Source organism: Alteromonas sp. S005, assembly GCF_036864475.1.
Classification (GTDB): Bacteria; Pseudomonadota; Gammaproteobacteria; order Enterobacterales; family Alteromonadaceae; genus Alteromonas.
This window is the reverse complement of the sequence record NZ_JAZETN010000010.1, coordinates 131910-156131: the sequence shown is the minus strand read 5'-3', so window position 1 is coordinate 156131 and position 24222 is coordinate 131910. Positions and strand designations below refer to the sequence as shown.

The 24222-nt window shown below is 43.8% G+C and carries 24 protein-coding genes; 11 read left to right on the top strand and 13 right to left on the bottom strand.

Annotated features, from left to right (window positions below; genetic code table 11):
• Positions 1 to 285: 285 nt before the first annotated feature.
• Positions 286 to 1197, bottom strand: a complete 912-nt coding sequence (locus tag V7R55_RS13075) for a UDP-N-acetylglucosamine 2-epimerase (protein ID WP_334059852.1) — start codon at positions 1195 to 1197, stop codon at positions 286 to 288.
• Between the two features lie 342 nt (positions 1198 to 1539).
• On the opposite strand from V7R55_RS13075, the gene V7R55_RS13070 reads away from it, so the two are divergent.
• Complete coding sequence (locus V7R55_RS13070; protein ID WP_334059849.1) at positions 1540 to 2082, top strand: gamma carbonic anhydrase family protein; 543 nt, start codon at positions 1540 to 1542, stop codon at positions 2080 to 2082.
• Here the strand turns inward: V7R55_RS13070 and aroE are convergent.
• Positions 2079 to 2918 (bottom strand): shikimate dehydrogenase, encoded by an 840-nt coding sequence (gene aroE, locus V7R55_RS13065; protein WP_334059848.1) that lies wholly within the window; start codon positions 2916 to 2918, stop codon positions 2079 to 2081. The two genes, V7R55_RS13070 and aroE, sit on opposite strands and share 4 nt — an antisense overlap.
• Here aroE and V7R55_RS13060 point away from each other — a divergent pair.
• Positions 2917 to 3348: a group II truncated hemoglobin gene (locus V7R55_RS13060; RefSeq protein ID WP_334059847.1), complete on the top strand. Its 432-nt coding sequence runs from the start codon at positions 2917 to 2919 to the stop codon at positions 3346 to 3348. The genes aroE and V7R55_RS13060 overlap by 2 nt on opposite strands.
• Before the next feature lie 117 nt (positions 3349 to 3465).
• Here V7R55_RS13060 and V7R55_RS13055 read toward each other — a convergent pair whose 3' ends face one another.
• From V7R55_RS13055 to V7R55_RS13025, 7 genes are all read right to left on the bottom strand, one after another.
• Complete coding sequence (locus V7R55_RS13055; RefSeq protein ID WP_334059846.1) at positions 3466 to 4140, bottom strand: OmpW family outer membrane protein; 675 nt, start codon at positions 4138 to 4140, stop codon at positions 3466 to 3468.
• 214 nt (positions 4141 to 4354) lie between these two features.
• Entirely contained in the window at positions 4355 to 5287 is a 933-nt protein-coding gene (gene hemF, locus V7R55_RS13050; RefSeq protein WP_334059845.1) for an oxygen-dependent coproporphyrinogen oxidase, read from the bottom strand.
• The gene (locus V7R55_RS13045) at positions 5284 to 5889 is read right to left on the bottom strand and encodes a Sua5/YciO/YrdC/YwlC family protein (RefSeq protein ID WP_334059844.1); all 606 of its coding nucleotides are present in this window, start codon (positions 5887 to 5889) and stop codon (positions 5284 to 5286) included. Before V7R55_RS13045 ends, hemF begins: the two co-directional genes overlap by 4 nt.
• A gap of 33 nt (positions 5890 to 5922) precedes the next feature.
• A complete protein-coding gene (locus V7R55_RS13040; RefSeq protein ID WP_334059843.1) occupies positions 5923 to 6465 on the bottom strand; it encodes a DNA topoisomerase family protein in 543 nt (180 codons plus the stop codon).
• A gap of 85 nt (positions 6466 to 6550) precedes the next feature.
• On the bottom strand, positions 6551 to 7027 hold the full coding sequence (locus V7R55_RS13035) for a DUF494 family protein (RefSeq protein ID WP_334059842.1): 477 nt from the start codon (positions 7025 to 7027) through the stop codon (positions 6551 to 6553).
• Position 7028: 1 nt separating this feature from the next.
• Positions 7029 to 8138 (bottom strand): DNA-processing protein DprA, encoded by a 1110-nt coding sequence (dprA, locus tag V7R55_RS13030; protein WP_334059841.1) that lies wholly within the window; start codon positions 8136 to 8138, stop codon positions 7029 to 7031.
• A gap of 37 nt (positions 8139 to 8175) precedes the next feature.
• Entirely contained in the window at positions 8176 to 9249 is a 1074-nt protein-coding gene (locus tag V7R55_RS13025) for a LysM peptidoglycan-binding domain-containing protein (RefSeq protein WP_438823594.1), read from the bottom strand.
• Positions 9250 to 9465: 216 nt separating this feature from the next.
• On the opposite strand from V7R55_RS13025, the gene def reads away from it, so the two are divergent.
• The 4 genes from def (at position 9466) to trkA (ending at position 13699) form a co-directional block, all read left to right on the top strand.
• Positions 9466 to 9975 (top strand): peptide deformylase, encoded by a 510-nt coding sequence (def, locus tag V7R55_RS13020; RefSeq protein WP_334059840.1) that lies wholly within the window; start codon positions 9466 to 9468, stop codon positions 9973 to 9975.
• An 8-nt stretch (positions 9976 to 9983) separates the two neighbouring features.
• Entirely contained in the window at positions 9984 to 10934 is a 951-nt protein-coding gene (gene fmt / locus V7R55_RS13015) for a methionyl-tRNA formyltransferase (RefSeq protein ID WP_334059839.1), read from the top strand.
• A gap of 2 nt (positions 10935 to 10936) precedes the next feature.
• A complete protein-coding gene (rsmB, locus tag V7R55_RS13010) occupies positions 10937 to 12256 on the top strand; it encodes a 16S rRNA (cytosine(967)-C(5))-methyltransferase RsmB (RefSeq protein ID WP_334059838.1) in 1320 nt (439 codons plus the stop codon).
• Positions 12257 to 12319: 63 nt separating this feature from the next.
• Positions 12320 to 13699 carry a Trk system potassium transporter TrkA gene (gene trkA / locus V7R55_RS13005; protein WP_334059837.1) on the top strand — a complete coding sequence of 460 codons (1380 nt, stop codon included), beginning with the start codon at positions 12320 to 12322 and terminating at the stop codon, positions 13697 to 13699.
• 146 nt (positions 13700 to 13845) lie between these two features.
• Here trkA and V7R55_RS13000 read toward each other — a convergent pair whose 3' ends face one another.
• Together V7R55_RS13000 and elbB are read right to left on the bottom strand one after the other, a co-directional pair.
• Positions 13846 to 15297 carry a TrkH family potassium uptake protein gene (locus V7R55_RS13000; RefSeq protein ID WP_334059836.1) on the bottom strand — a complete coding sequence of 484 codons (1452 nt, stop codon included), beginning with the start codon at positions 15295 to 15297 and terminating at the stop codon, positions 13846 to 13848.
• A gap of 255 nt (positions 15298 to 15552) precedes the next feature.
• Entirely contained in the window at positions 15553 to 16206 is a 654-nt protein-coding gene (gene elbB / locus V7R55_RS12995; protein ID WP_334059835.1) for an isoprenoid biosynthesis glyoxalase ElbB, read from the bottom strand.
• Between the two features lie 421 nt (positions 16207 to 16627).
• On the opposite strand from elbB, the gene polA reads away from it, so the two are divergent.
• Positions 16628 to 19417 carry a DNA polymerase I gene (gene polA, locus V7R55_RS12990; RefSeq protein ID WP_334059834.1) on the top strand — a complete coding sequence of 930 codons (2790 nt, stop codon included), beginning with the start codon at positions 16628 to 16630 and terminating at the stop codon, positions 19415 to 19417.
• 414 nt (positions 19418 to 19831) lie between these two features.
• On the opposite strand, the gene yihA is transcribed toward polA, so the two are convergent.
• Positions 19832 to 20467: a ribosome biogenesis GTP-binding protein YihA/YsxC gene (gene yihA / locus V7R55_RS12985; protein WP_334059833.1), complete on the bottom strand. Its 636-nt coding sequence runs from the start codon at positions 20465 to 20467 to the stop codon at positions 19832 to 19834.
• A gap of 174 nt (positions 20468 to 20641) precedes the next feature.
• On the opposite strand from yihA, the gene V7R55_RS12980 reads away from it, so the two are divergent.
• The 4 genes from V7R55_RS12980 to V7R55_RS12965 all read left to right on the top strand — a co-directional run bounded on the left by V7R55_RS12980 (position 20642) and on the right by V7R55_RS12965 (position 23379).
• A complete protein-coding gene (locus V7R55_RS12980) occupies positions 20642 to 21265 on the top strand; it encodes a c-type cytochrome (protein ID WP_118491010.1) in 624 nt (207 codons plus the stop codon).
• A gap of 353 nt (positions 21266 to 21618) precedes the next feature.
• Positions 21619 to 22266: a class I SAM-dependent methyltransferase gene (locus V7R55_RS12975; RefSeq protein ID WP_334059832.1), complete on the top strand. Its 648-nt coding sequence runs from the start codon at positions 21619 to 21621 to the stop codon at positions 22264 to 22266.
• Positions 22267 to 22392: 126 nt separating this feature from the next.
• A complete protein-coding gene (gene yihI, locus V7R55_RS12970; RefSeq protein WP_334059831.1) occupies positions 22393 to 22899 on the top strand; it encodes a Der GTPase-activating protein YihI in 507 nt (168 codons plus the stop codon).
• An 18-nt stretch (positions 22900 to 22917) separates the two neighbouring features.
• Positions 22918 to 23379, top strand: a complete 462-nt coding sequence (locus tag V7R55_RS12965; RefSeq protein ID WP_334059830.1) for a DUF2489 domain-containing protein — start codon at positions 22918 to 22920, stop codon at positions 23377 to 23379.
• A 136-nt stretch (positions 23380 to 23515) separates the two neighbouring features.
• Here the strand turns inward: V7R55_RS12965 and V7R55_RS12960 are convergent, their stop codons facing one another.
• Entirely contained in the window at positions 23516 to 24124 is a 609-nt protein-coding gene (locus tag V7R55_RS12960; protein ID WP_334059829.1) for a DNA-3-methyladenine glycosylase I, read from the bottom strand.
• Between the last annotated feature and the right edge of the window lie 98 nt (positions 24125 to 24222).

The following is a 24222-nucleotide window of genomic DNA, read 5'->3' as shown; positions in this document are numbered from 1 at the left end:
ATTCACTAGAAGCCGTTGCTTCTTAGTGACTCACCCTGTTCGAGTGAGATGCGCATTATACGCTGGAAGTTTTCGTTGTCAACACTTTTTGAAAATTTATTTTCTGAAGCGTTTCTTCTAAACTCCCGTCTTTACTGGCCTATGTAGGTAGTAGAGACTTACTTCAGGAGGGTTGCTGTTTTGCTTTTCCCCCGAAGCGGATGCGCATTTTAGGGAAATGAGCGCTCACGTCAACACTTATTTTAAAAAAAGTGTCATATTCGTTTTGAACGCTCAAAATACCAACTATTTCCAGTATTTCAGCTTATTCCTTAACCGGAACTTGCGCCAAAGGTTAAGCGGCTTCGCTTTTATCTTACCTTTATAGTTACTATTAAAGTCATCGACTGCATCTAAAATACGTTCGCAATTACGTCCATCTCTATAGGCTTCATGATAATGGGCAAAGTCATTAACCTCTTTCATTAATGATGCAGGTCGCGTTAATGCCGTTTCAATGGCGTTTTCTACTTCGCTTACTTCTGTGACATTAAGTAAATGTTGACCAGGGTTTGTATTGCGATAAGTGACAACAGGTTTGTTCATCATCATAAACTCTAAAATTATAGAGCTGCTGTCACACAACATGACATCTGATTGCTGAAAGTCTTCGAGACGTACATTATCAATAAAGGTAACGTTACTATTTTCGTCTGCCAGCGCACGATATCTATTTAATAGTGCTTGATCGTTAAATTTAGGATGAAATGTTAAACGCCAATTCCATTTCTTTTCTTTCACTAACCTACTAATTGTGTCGACAAGTACAGGAGCAGAGGTAATGCCTTTAGAAAAAGTGGTGGCGTAGAGAATAGTGGGAACATCGTTTTCCTTCTTATATGGAGAAAAGTAGTCATCCACTTTCGCCCAACCTGTTTGGTACACTTTAAAAAACTGATGTTTAGCCTCAAGCTGCTTAAAATACTCTGTGCTACTTGGCCCCTGAGTACAGTACATATCAAACCACCCGCGAATAGAGAAGTGATCATCTGTAGCGCTACTCTTCTCCCCTCGCTTGCCAATCGGATAACCGTGAAAAACTGATACCTTTATACCTGGCAAAAAGTGATAGATGATATTTCCACACGCAAATATGGCTAAGGGGTTGTATTCAACAACATCATTAATAGAGTGAAGGCGAATTTCATCAGGCTTCAAAAGATCGGGACATTCTCCTTCCAAAAACCAGGCTACTTCGTCACCTCTAGCCCTAATGGCCTCTTGTAGTGGTCTATAAATAGGATAGGCATAGGGAAGGGCAGTGAAAAATACATAGCGCTTGGGCATTACAACGTCTCGGTGAATTCTATTAGCAAACTACATTATCATTTTTCTCTTTGTGATTTACTACCCTCCTCTTCGCGTGTTGCAACGTACGGATAGTTACCTGTTGCTTAAAGCATTACGGGTAGGCTCAGTACACCCTACTAGTACCAACTCACTGGCATTGCTGTTAGAGTTTGTGTAATTCACTTTCTGCGCAATTTATATGAGTGTGTAATGCATAAATCGATTGATAGTTTTAAAGGTGTTTCTCCTACATTAGGAAAGAATGTCTATGTTGATGGCTCGGCAAGAATCGTCGGTGATGTAGTTTTAGAAGATGATGCGAGCATTTGGCCGCTGGTCGCTGCTCGTGGCGACGTGAACAAAATTCGGATTGGCGCTCGCAGCAATATACAAGACGGCAGTGTATTGCACGTTACCCGTAAATCTGAGAAAAACCCTGATGGGTTTCCACTTATTATTGGTGACGACGTAACCGTTGGGCACAAATGTATGCTGCATGGCTGCCAATTAGGTAATCGTATCCTGGTAGGTATGGGCGCAATTGTAATGGATGGTGTTATAGTTGAAGACGATGTGTTCATTGGTGCTGGTACATTAGTACCACCAAACAAGAGATTAGAGAGCGGATTTCTTTATGTAGGAAACCCTATGCAAAAGAAAAGACCGCTCAACGACGCTGAAATGGCATTCCTGAAACAATCTGCCGTTAACTATGTTGTATTGAAAGATGAGTACCTTGAAGAAGCGAACTAGTTTCGCTTCTCACCTTGCTCAACGATAGCCCTGACACGTTTTACAATATCTGAAGTATCGGGGCGCTTATGTGTCCATATGTAGAAAGCTTCAGCCGCTTGCTCAACCAGCATCCCTAACCCATCTATTTGTGTTTTAACACCAAGTTCAGCCGCATCTCTCATAAAGCGCGTAGGTGAGTTTTTATATACCATGTCGTACACCACTTCACAGTGTTGTAAAACACCATCAGTCAAACTACACGGCAAATCATTACTTAAACTGGCGGCTGTTGAATTGATAACAATATGAGGTGCGACAGATGCGATATCTTCAAGTGCTACCACCTGTACTTTAGGGTTTGACGCGGCATTTGCCACTTCATCAGCTTTTGCTTTGGTTCTATTTGCAATGGTTAAGGAAGCGGCTCCGGCTTTTAATAACGGCGAAATGACGCCACGGGCTGCGCCACCGGCACCAATAAGCAATACACGTTTGCCCTTAATTTCCACTCGATTATTGAGTAAATCATTTACCAGCCCAACACCATCTGTGTTGTATCCAAGCACATCGCCATTGCCACTATTCATCAGTGTATTAACAGCTTGTGCATCTTTAGCCGCTTGGTCATCTACCTTTGCCAGGTTGAATGCATCTAGCTTAAAAGGCATGGTGACATTGCAGCCTACAGCACCTTTCTGCGCTAAGAACGCTTTGGCAGCTTCAACAAAACCATCTTCAGGCGCAAGTATCTTTTCATAAGAAATATTTTCTCCAACCTGATCTGCAAACATTTGATGAATAGTTGGTGATAAACTCTGTGCAATAGGATTTCCGAATACAGCGAATTTTTTCATGGGAATACGAGACTTATTTAATATAAAGAAGAAAAGCGATAGTCGTGCCTCGCAGAGTACACCATATGTGCGTATAGGTGGAGAGGAGAAAGTACGGGAATTAGCAAATACGTTTTACGACATTATGGAGACCGACCCATTAGCCAATGAACTGCTTGCTATTCACCCTCAGCCATTAGATAGAATTCGCCATGTATTCTTTTTATATTTAAGCTTATGGCTGGGTGGTCCCGATGATTATCAGCAGCAATTCGGACACCCGCGTCTGCGTGCTCGCCATCTTCCTTATACCGTAACACCAGAGTTAAAGGCCCAGTGGATGTATTGTATGCGCAAAGCCATGTTTACAACGGTAGAAGATATCGCTTTAGCTCAACAGTTAATAGACGCACTCGATCAGCTTGCCAATCATATGGTGAATACAAAATAAAAAAACGCGTTGAAAGGGTTAACCTTTTAACGCGCAAGTCCCCTGCTACTGTCTACGCTCTTGTTGGCGTATTAAAGTAGTGCAATTATGAAAGCATCAATTGTTGAGTTTTGGGCCTTAAAAGGTATAACCTACCGATATCGTGTACACCCAAGGGTCTATTTCAATATCGCTAACCGCTCCATCAGCCTCACCAACTTTAAATGTAGCTTCAGTATCAATATCAATAAATCGAACCGAAGCATTTACATGCCACTTGGTATCTATTTGGTAGTCCATACCAACCTGAGCCGATACACCAAATGAGTTATCAAGCGATAGGTCGCTTAAACCCGCAGTTTCATTTGCTCCCGTAAACTTCTCATCAAAAATAAAGGTGTAGTTGATACCCGCACCAATGTACGGCTGAAATGCAGAACTTGCGTCATTGAAGTAATAGTTCGCGGTTAATGTAGGAGGAAGGTGCGTCACTTCTCCAAGCTGATTTCCTGTACCTAGAGGGTCTGCAACGGAAAAGTTCACGTCGTGCTTGAAGGGCGTTGCTGCAAGCAGTTCGATATTAATATTATCAGTAATAAAGTATGCAACGTTCAAACCTAGCTGGGTATCGTTATCAATATTGAGGGCAACACCGAGATCATTGCCACCAGCGACGATGTTAGAAGTAGATTCGTCAGGAGCAACGGTAGTCAGACCGCCACGGACAATCCAATCGCCCTGTTGATGAGCGCCAGCTAAAGGTGAAAGTGCAGCAAGTGTAAGACAAAGTGCAGATAAAGTGTGTTTGCGCATGATGTGTCTCTTTTGTGTTTAACTAAGATGTCGCCACTTTACGCCCTTGGTTAAGAGAAACATTGATCCAGCGCAAGCTTGATAACTCACTGAAACAAAGATGATATTCGTACTTGATGCAGATCAAAAAACGCCGTGTGATCATTTCACACGGCGTTTTTTTGTTATTGATGGTCTTAGTTAAAACAGTAAAAGTGACCTTACTGAAGTTAATTTACCAGTCACTAGGTTTTAACCAGTCAATTAACTTAGCTTCTGCACTACCCGGTGCTGGCGTATAACAATACTCCCAGCGGGCTAATGGCGGCATCGACATTAAAATAGACTCAGTGCGCCCACCGGTTTGTAACCCAAACAGGGTGCCGCGGTCGAACACTAGATTAAATTCGACATAACGACCTCGACGATATAGCTGAAAGTCTCGCTCTCTTTCACCAAAGTCGGTTTGCTTACGGCGTTCAACAATAGGAACGTAAGCATCAATAAAGCCGTTACCTACTGCCTGCATAAACGCAAATGACTGTTCAAAGCCCCACTCATTAAGGTCGTCGAAGAATAACCCACCCACGCCGCGAGTTTCATTGCGATGTTTTAAATAAAAGTAGTCGTCACACCACTTTTTATACTTAGGGTACACATCATCGCCAAAGGGCTTACATAATTTCTTTGCGGTATCATGCCAATGTACAACGTCATCTTTGAACGGATAAAACGGCGTTAAATCAAAACCACCACCAAACCACCATATAGGTGCTTCACCTTCTTTTTCCGCAATAAAAAAGCGAACATTAGCGTGTGACGTCGGGATATACGGGTTATGTGGGTGAATAACGAGTGATACGCCCATTGCTTGAAAGTTTCTTCCTGCAAGTTCTGGACGATTTGCCGTTGCTGATGCAGGCATTTGACTGCCAAACACATGAGAAAAGTTAACGCCGCCTTGTTCAATCACCGTACCGTTTTTTAATACGCGAGAGCGACCACCACCGCCTTCTTCACGCTGCCAGCTGTCCTCAACAAACTGACCTTTGCCGTCGGCAAGTTCAAGGGTTTGACAGATTGTGTCTTGCAGCCCTAGAAGATAGTTTTTTACTTGTTCGATTACTTCAGCGGCGTTTTTACCGTCCAGTAATTCTGCTGATGTCATGCTCTTATTACCTCTGCTGTGTCACCATCGCGAATGGTACTGGGTTTAGTTGCACCACCTACTGCGCCGTCAACATAGAAAACGGAATCAGCGAATACGGCTTTTGCTTCTTCAGTAGTCGTGGCTGGCGGTTGGCCGGTTAAATTAGCGCTCGTAGAAACTAAAGGTTTACCTAGCTTGTTGCACAATTCCACCACTACAGGGTGATTCGTTACGCGCACCGCTATTTTACTATGCTTGCCGGTTAACCAAACAGGCGCCGATGATGACTTAGGTAATAGCCAGGTGTTAGGGCCAGGCCAGCTTGAGAAGATATCGGTACGTCGATGTGGTCGTATGGCGTTGTCGTTAACATAGGGCAGCAATTGACTGTAATTCGCAGCAATTAAGATCACGCCCTTTTCTACCGGTCGCTGTTTTATCTCTAATAATGCATTCACCGCTGCTTCGTTGTCTGGGTCACACCCAATGCCCATCACCGCTTCAGTTGGATAAACGATTAAACTTCCCGCTTCAAAAGCGGCAACAACAGGGTCTACTTCAGATGAATTAGCCTCAACGGGGATAAACGTATTTACGTTCCCATTTTGGATATCAGACATGGTTTTGATCTCTATGTATAGTTCTTCGTTTAGCTACTTTTTAAAGCCGCAAGTTGGCTGAGGGCATTGTAATTGCCCCTTTTTATCTATCAATACTGTCCAACCACAGTCTGGGCAGCTTTCATTTACCGGCGTGAAATTTAGCACATATCGACATTGTGGATAATGATTACACGCAAAAAACTGTTTGCCGTATTTGTTAGTACGCGAGATCAGGTGCCCTTTCTTACACTTTGGGCAATCTACCAAAGTATCTTCTTTTTCTTTAATGGGCTCTATGTGATGGCATGTAGGAAAATTGGTGCAGCCGATGAACATGCCAAACCGCCCCTTTTTTATAGCGAGGTCAGAAGCACATTCGGGACAAGGCATACCATCTAAGGTTTTAAGTATAGTAGTTTGTTTATCGTGAAGCGGTTTGCTGAAGTTACATTCAGGATAACCAGTACAGCCAATAAACGGCCCTGATTTACTGTTCTTTATATGAAGAGGTTTACCACACTCGGGGCAGTCTCCGAAATTATCATCAAGAGCATGCTCGTGTGCCGAAAAAAGTGAATGGTCTATTTTAGACATGTATTAGACGTTAAGGCCTTAAACGCGCTGTAATTTCACAGCGCATATTTGAGTAAATATTTAAATGTCAGTGACTATAACTGCATTAGTGCAGCACGCCATCTGGCTCTTCGAATAAGAGATCTTCCATCTGTGCGTAGGCTTTCTCTTTGCCGGGTACGTTAAACAGTACCATTAGCACAACCCATTTAAGGTCTTCTAAACAGAATTCAGTGGAGTCAATTTCCATGACGCGGTCTATCACCATTTCACGTGTAGACGCATCTAATACATTGACTTGTTCTAAGAACATAAGAAAGCCGCGACACTCCACATCTAAACGCATTTGTTCTTCGTGGGTATAGATACGGCTTAAGCTGGTGCTGATACCCTTACAAAAATACGGCTTAATATCCGTTTCTTGCAGAGCCGCTAGCTTTTCTAACCATGCGAGGGCTTTATAAATCTCATCGTGATGGAAACCTGCGCGCACAAGCTCTTCCGTTAACTCGTCTTGATCAACACGAATTTCCGTTTCACTGTGAATGAAGTTTTCAAACAGATACATGAGGATATCGAACATATTATTTTCCCCTCAATTTAACGTAACCACCAGGGACAGCGGCTACTAAACCACGCAACTCATATTCTAATAATGATGCCATTGCTTGCGATACTGATAAGGCATTGCGCTGGGCTATAACATCAATAGCGGTGATGTCATAATCCACACTAGCTAATAATTTATCGGTTGCCAAGCTATTCGCTGCACTTTTTTCGTTTAGCTCGTTTACGTCCAAGCCCAATTGTTCAGGCTGAAGACCAATTTCATCAAGAATATCGTTAATATTAGTTACTAATTTGGCGCCCTGTTGGATTAACCAATGGCAGCCCTCAGAGTACGCGTGAAAGATATTACCTGGCACAGCGAATACTTCTCGCCCCATATCTGCGGCCAAATTCGCAGTTATCAAGGTGCCACTCTTAATTTTTGCCTCTACCACCAAGGTTCCAAGCGATAATCCAGCAATAATTCTGTTTCTTCTGGGAAAATGCCAGGGTTTAGGCCCCTGCCCTGGAAAGAACTCGGTGACAGTAACCCCTTTGTCATTATTTATTGCCTCGTAGAGCTTGCGGTTTTTAGCGGGGTAGATCTTTTCAGGCCCAGTTCCCATTACCGCGACTGTCCCTATATTGCCCAACAAAGCCCCTTGATGAGCTGCACTATCGATGCCCATAGCAAGGCCACTTGTTACTGCAACCCCGTTGTTAGACAGCCCTAATGCAAATTCACTGGCGATACTCTTACCCTGAATACTAGCCCTTCGGCTGCCCACAATGGCAATTTGCGGGCTTCGCAGCAAAGCACTATCACCCGTTGCGAACAGAACAAGGGGTGGACTATCCAATTGCTTTAATGATTGAGGATAGTATGAAGACGAATAGGGAATAATGTGTCTGTTATCACCCGTTTGCAGCCACGCAAAGGCAGTATCAATGAGGTGCTTTGATATTTGACCTGTCAGCTGTTTCACTGTGTCAGGAAGCGATGATGCATTTCCCGCTAAATCAGCGGGAGAGAATTTATACCGTTCAAGGGTCTGTAACCAGATTTTAGGAGCAATGCGCTGAGCGGAAGCCAGTGCTAACCATGCAAGTAGCTCGCTGTTGGTTTGAGATGAGTGCTGTTTCATTGTCGCTCCTGTGTGAGCGACAATGAACCGTTTGCGTTTAAGGCTTAGCGACAATAAAGCCGCGCTTAATTCCTCTGTTCGCTCGTGTTATTAATCCATAGCTTGCCGCATCGAATGTTTTAAAAACAATCACCTCACCTACTTTTAGAGCGGGTTGTGCTACCGTATCAATAAACCACTCACCACCGTTTTTAGCACCGGGTTCATCAACGTAACGCGGGCTATCTTCATCAATAATGGCAGGGCCTTGGGCATACACCCCCAATACTGTGCCTGGTGCTACATCCACTGCACCAAGGTCAACAATGACAACATCATATTTGCCAAGTAAGTCGTGATCATGCAAATCGCCAACTACTAATCCTCGTTGTGAGGTAGCAGGTGTAAGCTCGAAACCTTCTGGATGAGTAAAGCCGCCGGCCATCAATTTGTCGCCACGTTTTGCTTCTTGGTTAGCGTTATCAATAAACAGCAGCATAGTATCGTCTGCTTGGCCTTTCTCTACTAACGAAGCATTAGATATATGTGTGACCTGAATGCCTAGCGTTTCTCCATCTAGGTTTTTGATAGTAGCGTGCTTTCTAATCACTCTATACTGATCGTCAGTACTGAATTGTTGCTGACTAAGCACAAAGTCATCTGAAGCAAACCTTACATTCCCGTCTTGATTACCTAGGAGTCGAGGTAAGACAGAATAACTTTCTTCGTCAAGCAACATATGCTGTCTTACAAACGGAGAGATAGTTGTCCAAGACAGTACGTCAACAGGTTTTGGCTTTATTCGCTTATCGGTAGACGGTGACAGGTTGTAGGATAACTTGTCGCGCTTCACGCTTAAGACAGGCTGACCGTTAACATAACCTACAACGATAACATCGCCGGGGTAGATAAGATGAGGATTATCGATTTGCGTATTAGTTCGCCACAGCTCTGGCCATAGCCAAGGCTCGTCTAGAAAAATACTCGCAATTTCCCACAGGGTGTCGCCACGCTTCACCGTATAGGTCTCGGGCGCAGTGTCTTTTAATTGAAGCGCGAACGCAGGTAAAGACAAAAGCACTCCAAGAATAATTATTGCTGCACTACGCGCGTACATTAATCGTTTTTTCAAATTAACCACCTGCAAATTATTCACTGTCATTTATTGTTGAATTTTCAGACAATAGCACTATATCGGCAGAAGTACGTATTCTTACAGGGTTCAGGCAAAAAACTGCACGAAACCACCCGATATACGTTAGAATAGTAACTTAATAAGCACTGTAAAGCGTGCTGGCAATTAGATCGTATATGAATTTATACAGCGAAAAGGTGAAGTAAGCGAGAAATGGCAATTTTAGACGTATTAAGTTTTCCTGATGAACGTCTTCGCACGGTAGCTAAGCCGGTTGAAGAAGTTAACGACGAAATTAAACAATTGGTATCGGACATGTTCGATACCATGAAAGACGAGAACGGTATTGGCCTTGCAGCGACGCAAGTTAACCGCCACGTTCAAGTTGTTGTAATGGACGTATCGGAAGATCAAAACGAGCCTCGCGTATTTATTAACCCTGAAATTATTCGTAAAGATGGCTCCACAATTAGTGAAGAAGGCTGCTTATCTGTACCGGGTAACTACGCCAAAGTCGAGCGCGCTGAAGCAATAACGGTTAAAGCGTTAGATGAAAACGGAGACACTTTTGAGTTGGACGCAGAAGGCCTGCTAGCTATCTGTATTCAACACGAACTCGATCATTTAAAAGGTAAGCTTTTTATCGATTATCTATCGCCACTTAAGCGCCAACGTATTCGTAAAAAGCTTGAGAAAGAAGCGCGTCTTGCTGCAAAAGCCTAGGGAATAACGTGACAACTCCATTAAAAGTGATTTTTGCCGGTACTCCGGATTTTGCAGCTAAACATCTGTCGGCGTTGCTAGAGAGTGAGCACGAGGTTATTGCTGTCTACACTCAGCCTGATAGGCCCGCCGGACGAGGTAAGAAACTCACAGCCAGTCCAGTTAAAGTGCTGGCTGAAGAAAATGCCATTCCTGTTTATCAACCTCAGTCGTTAAAAGCGTCAGAGGCACAGGAAGAATTAGCCTCGCTAAATGCCGATTTAATGGTGGTGGTAGCTTATGGTCTAATACTCCCTACTACAGTACTTAATGCACCTAAGCTAGGTTGTATTAATGTACACGGTTCTATTTTGCCAAAATGGCGCGGCGCAGCTCCAATACAGCGTTCTATCTGGGCAGGTGACGCTGAAACCGGCGTAACCATAATGCAAATGGATGAAGGTTTAGATACCGGCGATATGCTACACATTGCGACACTGCCTATCACGCCTGAAGATACCAGTGCGACCTTGTACGAAAAACTTGCAGAGCTTGGACCAAAAGCGTTAGTTGATGTTGTTGACGAATTTGATCGTTACACGCCTACCAAACAAGATGATTCTCAAGCCACCTACGCGAAAAAGCTTTCTAAAGAAGAAGCCCTTATTAATTGGGCAGACGATGCCGAGCAAATAGAACGAAACATTCGCGCCTTCAACCCTTGGCCGGTAGCGTGGATGAAGGTAGAAGATCAGAATGTGAAGGTGTGGTCAGCTACCGTTGTAACACTAGATAAAGAGGTTAAGCCAGGTACGATAGTCAGTGCTAGTAAAGAAGGCATAACCGTAGCAACAGGGCGCGATGCACTTTGCATCACATCACTTCAAATTCCAGGTAAAAAGGCGCTACCAGCGTCAGACGTTATTAATGCTCGCCAAACATGGTTTGAAGTGGGTCGTTGTCTGGCACAAGCGGACTAAACGTGAAACCATTACCCCTCCCCAAACAAAAGAACCTGCGCGCAGATTGCGCGTGGGTTATCTATCAAATTTTAGAACAAGGCAAGTCATCGCGTGAGTGCTTAGAACGCGTTCAGCGCAGACACAACGCCAAAGATAACGCATGGATTCAAGAAATGTCGTTAGGGGTAATGCGTCGGCTTCCCCTTTTACAACACTGGCTTCGTTCTTTGCTTGATAGGCCCTTAAAGGGAAATAAAAAGGTTGTTGAACACCTTATACTTCTTGGTTTATACCAGCTTAACTTTTCGCGTGTTAGCAACCACGCCGCAGTAGGTGAAACCGTTGCCGCAGCGTCTTATTTAAATGCAGCCGCGCTTAAAGGCTTGGTGAATGCGGTATTACGCAATTTTCAGCGAGAGAACCTTGCCGACAAACCCGTAGACGATGCCATTATAAACAGCGGCTTACCTAAGTGGCTGTTTAAGGCAATAGAAAACGCCTATGGCGCCGATGCCGACCAAGTGCGTAGCGAAACTAACGCTATGGCTCCTATCTGGCTTCGCGTAAATAAGCTGCAAACAACATCGGCAGCATTTACCGAGGCGCTCGATAATGCTGGCGTAGAATATACCCTTAGCGACAATCACGCAGATGCAGTAATTCTGACTAAACGTGAAGACATTACAGCCCTGCCTGGCTTTGATAAAGGTCACTTTGCGGTGCAAGATGGTGCAGCTCAGTTAGCCGCGCACTACTTACAGCCGCAAGCAAATGAGCGTATTTTAGATTGTTGCGCCGCACCAGGCGGAAAAACTGGGCACATTGTTGAATGCGCCCCCGATACAGAGTATGTATTAGCCCTAGACGCCGATGCCAACCGTTTAAAGCGTGTTGAAGAAAACATGACGCGTCTAAAACACACGGTAGATATCAAGCAAGGTGATGCAGCAAATTCAGAAACTTGGTGGGACGGAAAGCCTTTCGATAGGATATTACTGGATGCCCCCTGCTCTGCTACTGGCGTTATACGACGTCACCCTGATATTCGCTGGCTTCGAAAATCCAATGACATTGACAATTTAGCGCAGCTACAACGCCGCATATTAGATACGCTTTGGGGCTTATTAAAACCAGGCGGCACGTTGCTTTATGCAACCTGTTCTATTCTACCAAAAGAGAACATGGCGCAAATACAGCAGTTTTTAGCCGACACGCCCGACGCTACGTTATCGCCTTTAGTGAAAACAGAAACCATAGATAAACCTGGACGTCAGATAACGCCTGGGGAACAACAAATGGATGGTTTCTATTATGCGAGGCTGGTAAAGTCGGCAGACTGAGTTTAATAGTTGTGCAGGTTACATAGTTATGGCCTGCACAGATATGAAGGCAAAATAATAACGATGAAGATCATCATTTTAGGGGCCGGACAGGTTGGCGGAACTCTTGCTGAAAACCTAGTAGGTGAAAATAACGAAATTACCGTTATTGACTCTGACCCCACTATTCTGCGCGCGCTGCAAGACCGTCTTGATTTGCAAGTTGTTACAGGTGTGGGTTCACACCCTGATGTATTGCGCAAAGCCGGTGCGGAAGATGCTGATATGCTGATAGCCGTCACCAATAGTGATGAAAGCAACATGCTTGCCTGTCAGGTTGCCTACAGCCTTTTCAAAACACCCACAAAAATTGCCCGCGTACGCTCTGAACAATACATTATTTACCAAGAGCAACTATATAAGCAGCAAGACATTCCGGTAGACCACATCATTGCCCCAGAGCAACTGGTAACCAAGGCAATCAAACGCCTTATCGATTATCCCGGCGCCCTTCAGGTAGTTGAATTTGCAGAAGGCAAGGCAAGCCTAGTAGCAGTTAAAGCTTATTACGGCGGCTTACTAGTAGGCCACGCGTTATCTGCGCTTAAAGATCACATGCCAAACGTTGAAACCCGGGTTGCAGCCATTTACCGTCGCGGCCGCCCTATTCGTCCACTGGGAACAACGGTTATAGAAGCAGATGACGAAGTATTCTTTATTGCCGCCACCAAGCACATTCGTGCAGTAATGAGTGAGCTCCAAAAGCTTGAGTCTAGCTACAAGCGAATTATGATAGCCGGCGGTGGTCTAATTGGAGCAGGGTTAGCGAAAAAGCTTGAGCACAATCATAACGTTAAGCTTATTGAATACAGCCCAGAGCGGGCAAAGTACCTATCAGCCAACTTAGATAAAACCATTGTGTTTAGTGGTGATGCTTCTGATCCTGAATTGCTTAGCGAAGAAAATATTGAGCAGGTCGATGCCTTTATTGCGGTGACCAACGACGATGAAGCGAATATTATGTCGGCCATGCTGGCAAAGCGTATGGGCGCGCAAAAAGCCATGGTGCTTATTCAGCGAAGTGCTTACGTCGATCTCGTTCAGGGTGGCGAGATAGATATTGCGTTTTCACCGCAACAAGCCACGATATCGGCACTACTTACGCACGTGCGCCGTGGTGACATTGTTAACGTTTATTCACTACGTCGTGGCGCGGCAGAGGCTATTGAAGCCATTGCCCATGGCGATGGAAACACGTCTAAAGTGGTTGGCAGACAAATTGGCGACATTAAGCTACCACCAGGTACGACAATTGGCGCTATAGTTCGCGACGAACAAGTGATTATTGCCCATAGTGATACCAAGATAGAAGCGAACGATCACGTCATTTTGTTCTTGGTGGATAAGAAGTACATCAATGATGTAGAAAAGCTGTTCCAGCCTAGTGCATTTTTCTTTGGCTAGCACTATACCCCGCTCTTTTGAGGCTTCGCTAAGATATACGGGTACAGTAATTCGAATATAGACTTATAGAACAAAGGGCGATAATTATCGCCCTTTGTTTTTTTAGCTTGTTTTAAACGATTAGGCAAAGCCATTAGTTGTAGATATTAGCTTCGCCAGAACGTTGGCGAGAAGAGTACCAGTAATGAGAAAACTTCTAGTCGACCAAATACCATCCCCGTTACTAGGATCCATTTGCCGGCATCAGTTACATCGGCATAGTTTGCCGCCACACTGCCTAGGCCCGGGCCTAAGTTATTTAGCATGGCCGCCGTTGCAGTAAAAGCACTGAGGTTATCTAGTCCTGTAGCAATTAGGCCTATCATTATTACCACAAATACCACGGCGTAAGCCGAGAAAAAACCCCATACAGCTTCTACCACTCTGTCAGGCATAGCGCGGTCGCCAAACTTAACGCTATAAACCGCCTTAGGGTGGATTAACCTATCTACTTCACGCTTGCCTTGTAAAAACAATAAGCACACTCGTACTACCTTTAAGCCGCCACCTGTGGAACTGGCGCAACCGCCTATGAAGCTAGAAAAAATAAGCATTATGGGTAAAAACGTAGGCCATACAGAAAAGTCAGTAGTGGCGAATCCGGCTGTTGTGCTAATAGACACAGCCTGAATCATAGCCTGATCTAGGGCTTGCTCAGCTGAGTTATAGTAGCCTGAGAGCGTTAGTACTAGAAAGCAAATACCAATTAGCGACGCTTGAATAATAAAGAAGGCTTTAAATTCTGGATCCTTAAAATAGCCTTTTACTGAGCGAGAGCTTACCGCCGCATAGTGCAGCGAAAAATTCAGCGCAGCAATAAGCAAAAAGACTGTACAAACCACGTTTACCATAGGGCTGTTGAAGTACCCTAAGCTTGCATCATGGTTAGAAAACCCACCAATGGCTACTGTTGAGAATGCATGGCAAATAGCGTCGAATACATTCATACCTGAAAGCCAATATGCACCGGCGCATGCAATGGTTATGGTTAGGTAGATATACCATAGATGCTTTGCCGTATCGGCGATACGCGGCGTCATCTTGTTATCTTTAACCGGGCCAGGCGTTTCTGCTCGATACAGCTGCATGCCCCCAACACCAAGAATAGGAAGTATGGCAACGGCAAGTACAATGATACCCATACCGCCTAACCACTGAAGCTGCTGGCGGTAAAACTGCACTGAATGTGGAAGAAAGTCTATCCCTTCAATCACCGTAGCACCTGTAGTAGTCAGGCCAGAAAACGATTCAAAAAAAGCATCGGTAACTGTCATGCTAGGTTGCTCAAGTAAGATAAGCGGTATTGCACCCACGCTTGCCAGTACAGACCAAAATAGCGCGACTATTAAAAACCCTTCTCGCGCCCTTAAGTCATTTTTTTGCTGACGATTGGGGTACCACAAGGCCATACCGCCAATAACACAGAAAATAAAGGCAAGAGTGAAAGGAAGGCCGCTGCCATCTTGATAAATCAACGACACAATAGCTGGTGGGATCATGGTTACGCTAAATAGCGCTATTAATAACCCAAGTATTCGTATGATGGCACGGTAGTGCATTGTTTGTTATGCCTTTATTCTTATAGCGCGCACAAGGGCTTAAGCGCCCTGGTTTTTTATGTTTTTTTAAACTAACTACAAAAAACAAACTTATCTACCTTAAATAAGGAAGGTAAAGCTCTGTGTGTTTCGTATTGGGTTTTGATTATAGGACTATAATGAGTAGGGGGAAACCTTTGTCTCCCCACAACGTTAAGCAAATCACATGGGATTGAGCTAGCTTTTCGGTGATAGAAAAGCCAGCACCCAAGCTTTCTATTTCATGGCTAACACAGTCTTTACCATTTTGCTAATACTCGCATTCGCCTCACTAACGTTTTGGGCCAGCATATAAGCAGGTGTGGTTACCAGCTTTGCATCATTATCCACGACAACTTCATCTACCGGGCACTCTACATGAGTGGCACCTAATGCATTCAAGCCGCCAGCTGTAGATTCATCATCACCAATAGTCATCTTGGTCTTGTTACCATACACTTTAGCGGCTAACGCTGGTGCGATACAGGCATAAGCTGCAGGTTTTTTAGCTTGTGCAAATGCCTTACAGACTGATAATACCTCTTCGTTAAAGGTACATTTATCACCGTCTACAGCAAAGGTGCACAAGTTTTTCGCCGCACCAAAGCCGCCGGGCAATATAAGTGTATCAAACGCATTAACGTCACAATCAGTGACGGGCTTTATATTGCCCCGGGCGATACGGGCTGATTCTACCAATACGTTTCTGGTTTCTCCTTCCGCGACTTCACCGGTTAAGTGATTGACCACGTGAAGTTGCTCTACATCAGGCGCGAAACATTGATAAGACGCCCCTTCTTGCTCAATGGCTAGCAGCGTTAATACCGCCTCATGTAATTCTGCCCCGTCGAACACACCACTACCACTTAAAATAACGGCTACCTGTTTCATATTGTCCTCCTAGACGTTATGCCATCTACTTATTCAAAATTTGGCTATTAAACACACAAGTGTACAAAAAAAGTTCTTATAAATACGTGTATACAATGTTAACGGTTATGCTACATTACTTGACCAACTTGGTTAAACCAAAAATAAACGTACACCAAGTTATCCACACAAAATGGAATGATTAGTAGCAGGTACGCTGTTTCCACACCTTAGTCTTATTCCCTTATTTTTCTTGATTTAGAAGGTGATCTTTAACTTGACAAAGATCATCCGGATCACCGTGCCTGAAACTTTAGATCACAAAGTTATCCACAGGCGAATTGTGATCGACTGTCACGTTTAATCTTCCTTCATGATATGGCGATCTGCCCTAGCCTGTGGCATCCTTGCGCTCATATTGTATATTGGAAAATCGCCCGCTATGCCAGATTCTAAAAAGCCTCCATTTATTCTTGTCGATGGATCGTCATATCTCTTTCGTGCCTTTCACGGTCTACCACCATTAACGAACTCAAAAGGCCAAGATACCGGCGCCATTTATGGTGTTGTGAACATGCTTAAAAGCTTGATCAAACAATACAACCCTACGCATATGGCGGTAATTTTTGATGCCAAAGGAAAAACTTTTCGCGACGACATCTATAAAGAGTATAAAGCGAATCGTCCACCTATGCCGGATGAACTAAGAAGCCAGATCGAACCACTACATACCATCATCAAGGCAATGGGCTTACCTGTTATTGTCGAGTCGGGCGTAGAAGCAGACGACGTTATAGGTACCCTAGCCAAACATGCCACAGAGAAAGGTATCGATACCCTTATCAGCACTGGCGACAAAGACATGGCGCAATTGGTTAATCAACACGTCACCTTGATCAACACCATGACCAACCAGGTAATGGACGTTGAAGGCGTAAACACTAAGTTTGGTATTCCACCTGAACTTGTGATCGACTTTCTTGCACTAAAAGGCGACAAGGTAGATAACATTCCCGGCGTACCTGGTGTAGGCGATAAAAGTGCTCAAGCTTTACTTAATGGTATTGGCGGCATCGACGATATTTATAAGAACCTGGACAAAATTGCCGATCTATCGTTTAGAGGTAGCAAATCAATGGCGGCTAAAATGCAGGAGTACGAGGAGCAAGCACGACTTTCTTATACCCTAGCCACTATTAGCATAGATCTTGACCTAGACTATGATGTTGAAGCCTTGATGCCCTGCCAAGCCGATAATGAACAACTTCGCGATCTATTTGCTGAGTATGAATTTAAACGCTGGCATACAGAAGTAAGTGCGCTTGTTGCTGGCGGTGATAGCTCAAATAGTGAAACGACTACCAGTGAAGATCAAAGCAATGCACAAGAAAGTGAGCAAAATAATTCGATAGATATCGACAAATCGAAATATGAAACCGTACTTGATGAAGCGCGCTTTAACGCTTGGGTCGCTAAGCTTGAAAAAGCAGAACTAGTCGCCTTTGATACCGAAACAACTAGCCTTAACTACATGGATGCCGAATTAGTTGGCGTTTCATTTTGTATAGAAGAAGGTGAAGCTGCTTATGTTCCTGTAGCCCATGATTACCCCGATGCGCCAGCACAGCTATCGCGGGAATTTGTACTAGAGGCATTAAAACCTATTTTGGAATCAGACAAGGTTATCAAAGTAGGCCAGCACATTAAGTACGATAAGAATGTACTCGCAAACTATGACATAACCTTAAACGGCATTGGCTTTGATACCATGCTTGAAAGCTATGTACTAAATAGTACTGCCCAGCGCCACGATATGGACTCGCTAGCGCTAGCTTACCTTGGCCATAAAACAATTCACTTTGAAGAAATTGCAGGCAAAGGTGCTAAACAGCTTACCTTTAACCAAATTGACCTAGAAGAAGCAGGCCCTTATGCAGCAGAAGATGCAGATATTACGCTTCGCTTACATAACGCTATTTGGACTAAGTTAAAAGATATTCCTGAACTTAAAAACTTGTTGATAGACGTTGAAGTTCCCCTTGCGTGCGTCCTTTCTCGCATGGAGCAAGAAGGCGTACTGATTGATAGCCAAAGACTTAGTCAACAAAGCCAAGATCTTGCTAGCCGTATTGCCGAGCTTGAAAGTGAAGTACATGAAGAAGCTGGAGAGCCATTTAACTTAGGCTCAACCAAACAGCTTCAGCATGTCTTATTCGAAAAGATGTCGCTGCCAATTATTAAGAAAACGCCTAAAGGTGCGCCGTCTACGTCTGAGGACGTACTGCAAGAACTCGCACTTGAGTATCCGCTGCCTAAAAAGATCATGGAATACCGCGGCTTAACCAAGCTAAAGAATACCTACACCGACAAACTTCCTAAGATGATCAATCACCGCACAGGTCGAGTACATACGTCTTATCATCAAGCGGTAACGGCAACAGGGCGCCTTTCATCAACGGATCCTAATTTACAAAACATTCCTATTCGCAATGAAGAAGGTCGTCGCGTACGTCAGGCGTTTGTTCCAAGGGAAGGAAATAAGTTTGTCGCAGCTGACTACTCTCAAATTGAGCTGCGTATTATGGCGCACCTGTCTGGCGATAAAGGCCTACTCGATGCCTTTGCTAATGGCAAAGACATTCACAAAGCAACTGCTGCGGAAGTATTCGGCGTATCGCTTGATGAGGTAACGACCGAGCAGCGACGCAGCGCGAAAGCGATTAACTTCGGCTTAATTTACGGTATGAGTGCGTTTGGACTGTCTAAGCAACTTAATATTCCGCGCAACGAAGCCCAAAAATACATGGACCTTTACTTTGAGCGCTACCCTGGTGTGCTTGAATATATGGACTCTACTCGTGAGAGTGCAAAAGAAAAGGGTTATGTAGAAACTGTATTTGGTCGCAGGCTATACTTGCCTGATATTAAAGCAAGTAATGGCGCACGCCGAAAAGGTGCAGAGCGCGCAGCAATCAATGCGCCAATGCAAGGGACGGCTGCAGACATTATTAAGATGGCGATGATTAAAGTTGACGACTGGATCAGGAAAAATGCATCTGACGATGTAACCATGATGATGCAAGTGCATGATGAACTGGTTTTCGAAATAAAAGAAGATAAGGTTGAGACCTATGTCTCTACTATTACTGCACTTATGGAAAGCGCAGCTACCCTTAATGTACCACTGGTTGTTGAGGCTGGAGTAGGCGAAAACTGGGATGAAGCTCACTAGTTTGGTAATTAGATTACAGTTTTCACATTAAAAGCGCGTTTAGCTTCATCAAATTTGGTAATTTAATTACATAACGCCCTTGCCTTTTCTGTGCTTTGTTGTAATATTACGCATGTAGGGTACAGAGGTGAGAAAGCTGTTTTCAAACCTTTGCTTTAACCCCGACAGTTTTGTCGGGGTTTTTTTATGTCTGCGGAAAATAAATAACCATTAAATATCAAACACATAACCAATTAAGTGATTTTTCTTTCTATTTTTTCTGAACTTCTTTATTTCCTACTACTCTATATCTACGGTTTTTATGTGTTTTCTCTCAGTTTACGCCTCGCTCTATGCGGGGCGTTCTTTTTTCTAGCGCATCGAGCTTTCCCACCAGAGACACTAAGTCAGCACAACTGAAATTCACCGTTTATGTTATTGGGCTTCACTATCGGATGTGTCTTCATTAACCGATTTGCCCAACCCGAACCAAGTATCTAAGATGCTCTCAAGCTCTGGTAAACCATGTTTATTTAATGATGAAAAGGTTTGAACCGTTACATCACCCATAAAGGCCATAGCTGCTTCACGAGCCATTAAAAGCTGTGCTTTGCGCTTTCCGCTTTTGAGTTTATCCGCTTTAGTAAGAAGCGCGAGAACTGGAATATCTGAGGCGACAGCCCAATGTATGAGATCTTGGTCTAAATCCTTAAAAGGATGACGAATATCCATTAGTACTACTAGACCTTTTAGCGACTTACGCTTTTGAAGGTATTCACCTAGTGACGCCTGCCACTTCTTTTTCATCGCAACCGGGACTTTTGCGAACCCGTACCCTGGCAAGTCGACAAGGCGCAAGTCTTCCTCTAATTCAAATACATTGATTAACTGAGTACGACCTGGTGTTTTACTGGTTCTCGCCAAGTTCCTCTGACGAGTTAATGTATTAAGCGCACTCGATTTACCCGCATTCGAGCGACCCGCAAACGCAACTTCAATTCCGCTGTCATCTTTTAAATGACGAATATCAGGTGCACTCGTAAAGAATTTTGCTTTGGTGTAATACGACATCTAGACTTACCTCCACATGCGTCTCAACCTTTGGTTTACAGTTTTTTAATGAATAAACCAGCTAAAAACCATAGTTTTATCATGGAATAGGTTTTTCTGACGCGTTAAATGTGTAAAATACGCATGATATCACGTATATCACGCGAGCCGTTGGATCCATTTAAGAGATTTATTATGAAAAAACTGTGTTTGTTGGTGTGTATGTCTTTAGGTTTGAGCGCAACTGCTATTGCAGAAGGCGACGCCGAGGCAGGTAAAGCGAAGTCTGCAGTATGTGCAGCCTGTCATGGCCCTGATGGCAACAGCATGATTGACATGAACCCAAAACTTGCTGGCCAGCATGAGAAGTACATTGTTAAGCAATTAACTGAATTCAAACTTGCCTCTCAAACGGGTGGCGAGGAAGGTCGTAACAATGCTGTGATGAACGGCATGGCTGCTCCCCTATCAGAGCAAGACATGAAAGACCTAGCTGCTTATTTTTCAAGTCAAGAGCCTAAAGCAGGCGAAACGCCAGAGCAATATGTAGAAGCTGGACGTGCACTTTATCAAGGTGGTGACGAGTCACGTGGCGTAACGGCATGTATCGCTTGTCACGGACCGAAAGGTAACGGTATGGCACTAGCAGGCTTCCCTGACATCAGTGGACAGCACGCAACTTACACTGCATCTCAGCTAAAAGCTTTCCGTTCTGGTCAACGTCACAATGACATGAATGGCATGATGCGCGATATTGCGATGAAATTAACCGATGAAGATATCGAAATTTTATCTAACTATATCGCAGGCTTACACTAAGCCTTACCGTTTTTACACACTGTTGTTAAAATTTTGTTACCAGAAAAGTTGTATTTTAAAATTATTCGTGTAATCTGACGGCGTAGTTTGTAGGTGCCTTTGAAAAGCTACAAACTAAATAACAAGAATAATAATAAAAATGCAGCATGGAAGACGGGATAAAGAGCCACGAGGGCCAAAAACAACAATGCAGCTCTGCTAACAATAAAAATAAGGGGAGCACAGCTAGGGAAGCCAGCTACACATAGATGTGTATAACGGGAGAGGTGTCATCTGACACTCATACAATGTAAGGTGATGGTGTAAGCCATCACCTTTTTCTTTTTTAGTCCCTTTATAAATACCCGCTTTTTATGTCTTGTCCTTTATGTCAAAGCGCTAATACATCGTCTCACTACCACACTGATAAAAAGCGAGAATATCTTCAGTGTTGTGAATGCGACCTAGTTTATGTATCTCCTGAATTTCTGCCCTCAAAAGAAACGGAAAAACAAGAGTATGACCTTCACGAAAATAGTTTCGACGATGACGGTTATCGAAAGTTTTTAGGAAAGGTTTTAACGCCACTTTCACCTTTTATAAAAGCGACTAAAGCACCAGAGCTATCTGGATTAGACTTTGGCTGCGGTCCAGCGCCTGTCCTGGCAAGTATGCTTTCAGAGGAAGGGGTGAATATGAGTATCTACGACCCTTTCTATGCAGCTAGCCCACAGGTACTTGAGCAAAGCTATAACATTGTGACGTGTACAGAGGCTATTGAACACTTTCATTCCCCTCATAAAGAATGGGCGTTATTTAACAAACTTGTGGCACCTGGTGGTGTCCTTGCCATTATGACTAAGCGTGTGCTTGATAAAGCCCGCTTCGCAAGCTGGCATTATAAAAACGACATCACACATGTAAGCTTTTTCAGCAAAAGAACCTTTCAGTATTTAGCACAAAGAGACGGCTATGATGTAAGTTTTCCGGCAAATGACGTGGTGCTAATGAAGAAGCGCTGAAATAGATTATCTGTTACTCACTATATGGCGTATTGATTTTTAATCGCACACCCAAAGATCAATACGTAGACACTAATTCGCGCTATAATAGCGTTGTTTTTTCACTCTCTTTCTTATTTGGAAATTATGGCACGTTCAAAGAAATCACGTAAAGTCGGTCAAATCGGCGTTCGTAAAGACCCTGACTTTAAACCTAGCGAAAACCGTAAATCAGACTCGCCTCGCCCTAAAAAGCACAAGGGCAAGCCCGCTGGTAATCGCCACAACGTTGAACAGAAAAAAGTGACGGGTAAAAAGAGTGCTGAGAATAAAGATCCGCGCCACGGCAGTAAAAAGCCCATTCAGCTTGTTAAAGCAGTGACGCCAACCCCTACTCAAAAGAAAAAGTACGCAACTCCAGCCCAAGAGTTGGCGGCCCTAGAAGCAGATCAACGCTTAACAGATTTACTTGATAAGCTTGATGATGACAAGCCGCTTAGTCGCGAGCAACAAGCTTATGTAGACGAAAAAATGGCGCGCCATCGCATTCTTTGTGACCTGTTAGGTATAGTAGAAGACGACGATGATGAAGACGACGATATGGATCCGTTTAACGATTTAGACGCTATTAACATCGACGACTTTAAGCATTAATAGAAACAGGAAAACGTTATGCTTTGGGCAGTACTTTCAGGCATTGCGCTACTAATCATCATTGGGCTTGGCTTTTACGCGGGCAAATTGCTGTTTATGCTAAAACAGCAGAAAGCTCGACAGGAAGCGGCGAGGCAATCTCGCATTGCGAATATCACTGATAGCATCATAGTGATTGCTAAAGCGATGGAGCAACAACAGTGTGATTTATCCGAAGGTGTTATTCGCATCGTTAACTTGCTTAACGCACTTCCTATTAATTCACCACCTGACTTTAAAGCGCAGTATCCGCAAGTTCATGCGCTTTTCACCGAAATCAGTGGCTTTGCGATTTTAGAAGCAAGACAACAACTTCCCAAGAATGAGCGAAGGAAACAGGATATCGCACGAGAGCAAATTGAGTCTGAATACGAATCTAAGGTATTGGATGAATTACCACCGCTCAAAGCATACTGTGAAACTCTGATGAGCGCTCAGTAGAAAGTAGCGCTACGACGTAAAACAAAAGCGTTAGACTTTATAAAAAAGACCGAACATGATTATGTGCTCGGTCTTTTTTTGTTTCTGCTTTCTATCGCTTAGTTACCCATATTTGATCTTTGCGACGCTTTCTATATCACTTTATCGCCAAGTCACAGGTACGCTGATAACAGTGACACCCTACTTCATGATCATTAACCATTCCAACAGCTTGCATAAATGCGTAGCAAATCGTTTCACCAACGAAATTAAACCCGTGCTTTTTTAATGCTTTTGACATCGCTTTCGATGCGTCCGTAGAGGTTGGTGCTTGCTTAAAGTCATCCCACGCATTTATTACAGTAAGTCCGCCTGTGAATTGCCAAATAAACTCGCTAAATGGCTGAGTTTCTTCTATAGCCAAGAACCCTTTAGCATTTTTAATAACAGACTCTATTTTGAGCTTGTTTCTGATTATACCGCTGTCCTGCATTAGCCTCTCGATATCAGCGGGGCCCATGATCGCTATTTTCTCAGGGTTGAACTGGTGAAATGCCTGCTCAAAATTCCGCTGTTTTTTAAGGATAGTTAACCACGACAAGCCAGCCTGCTGACCATCTAGGCATAATTTAGCAAACAGCGCTCGACTATCTAGCTCAGGTACGCCCCATTCGTTGTCATGATAAGCCAGATAAACAGGGTCATTGCTCACCCAACCGCATCGGTGTAATGGCGTGTTTCGTTCTGTTTTTATTTGATTGGGCATGGCTAAAGATTAAATCCTTGTTGTGAAGTGGCATATTGCCTTTATTCGTGACGTTTTTTCGCCCTTTACACCTACATACTATGCCTCACAAATTGTAT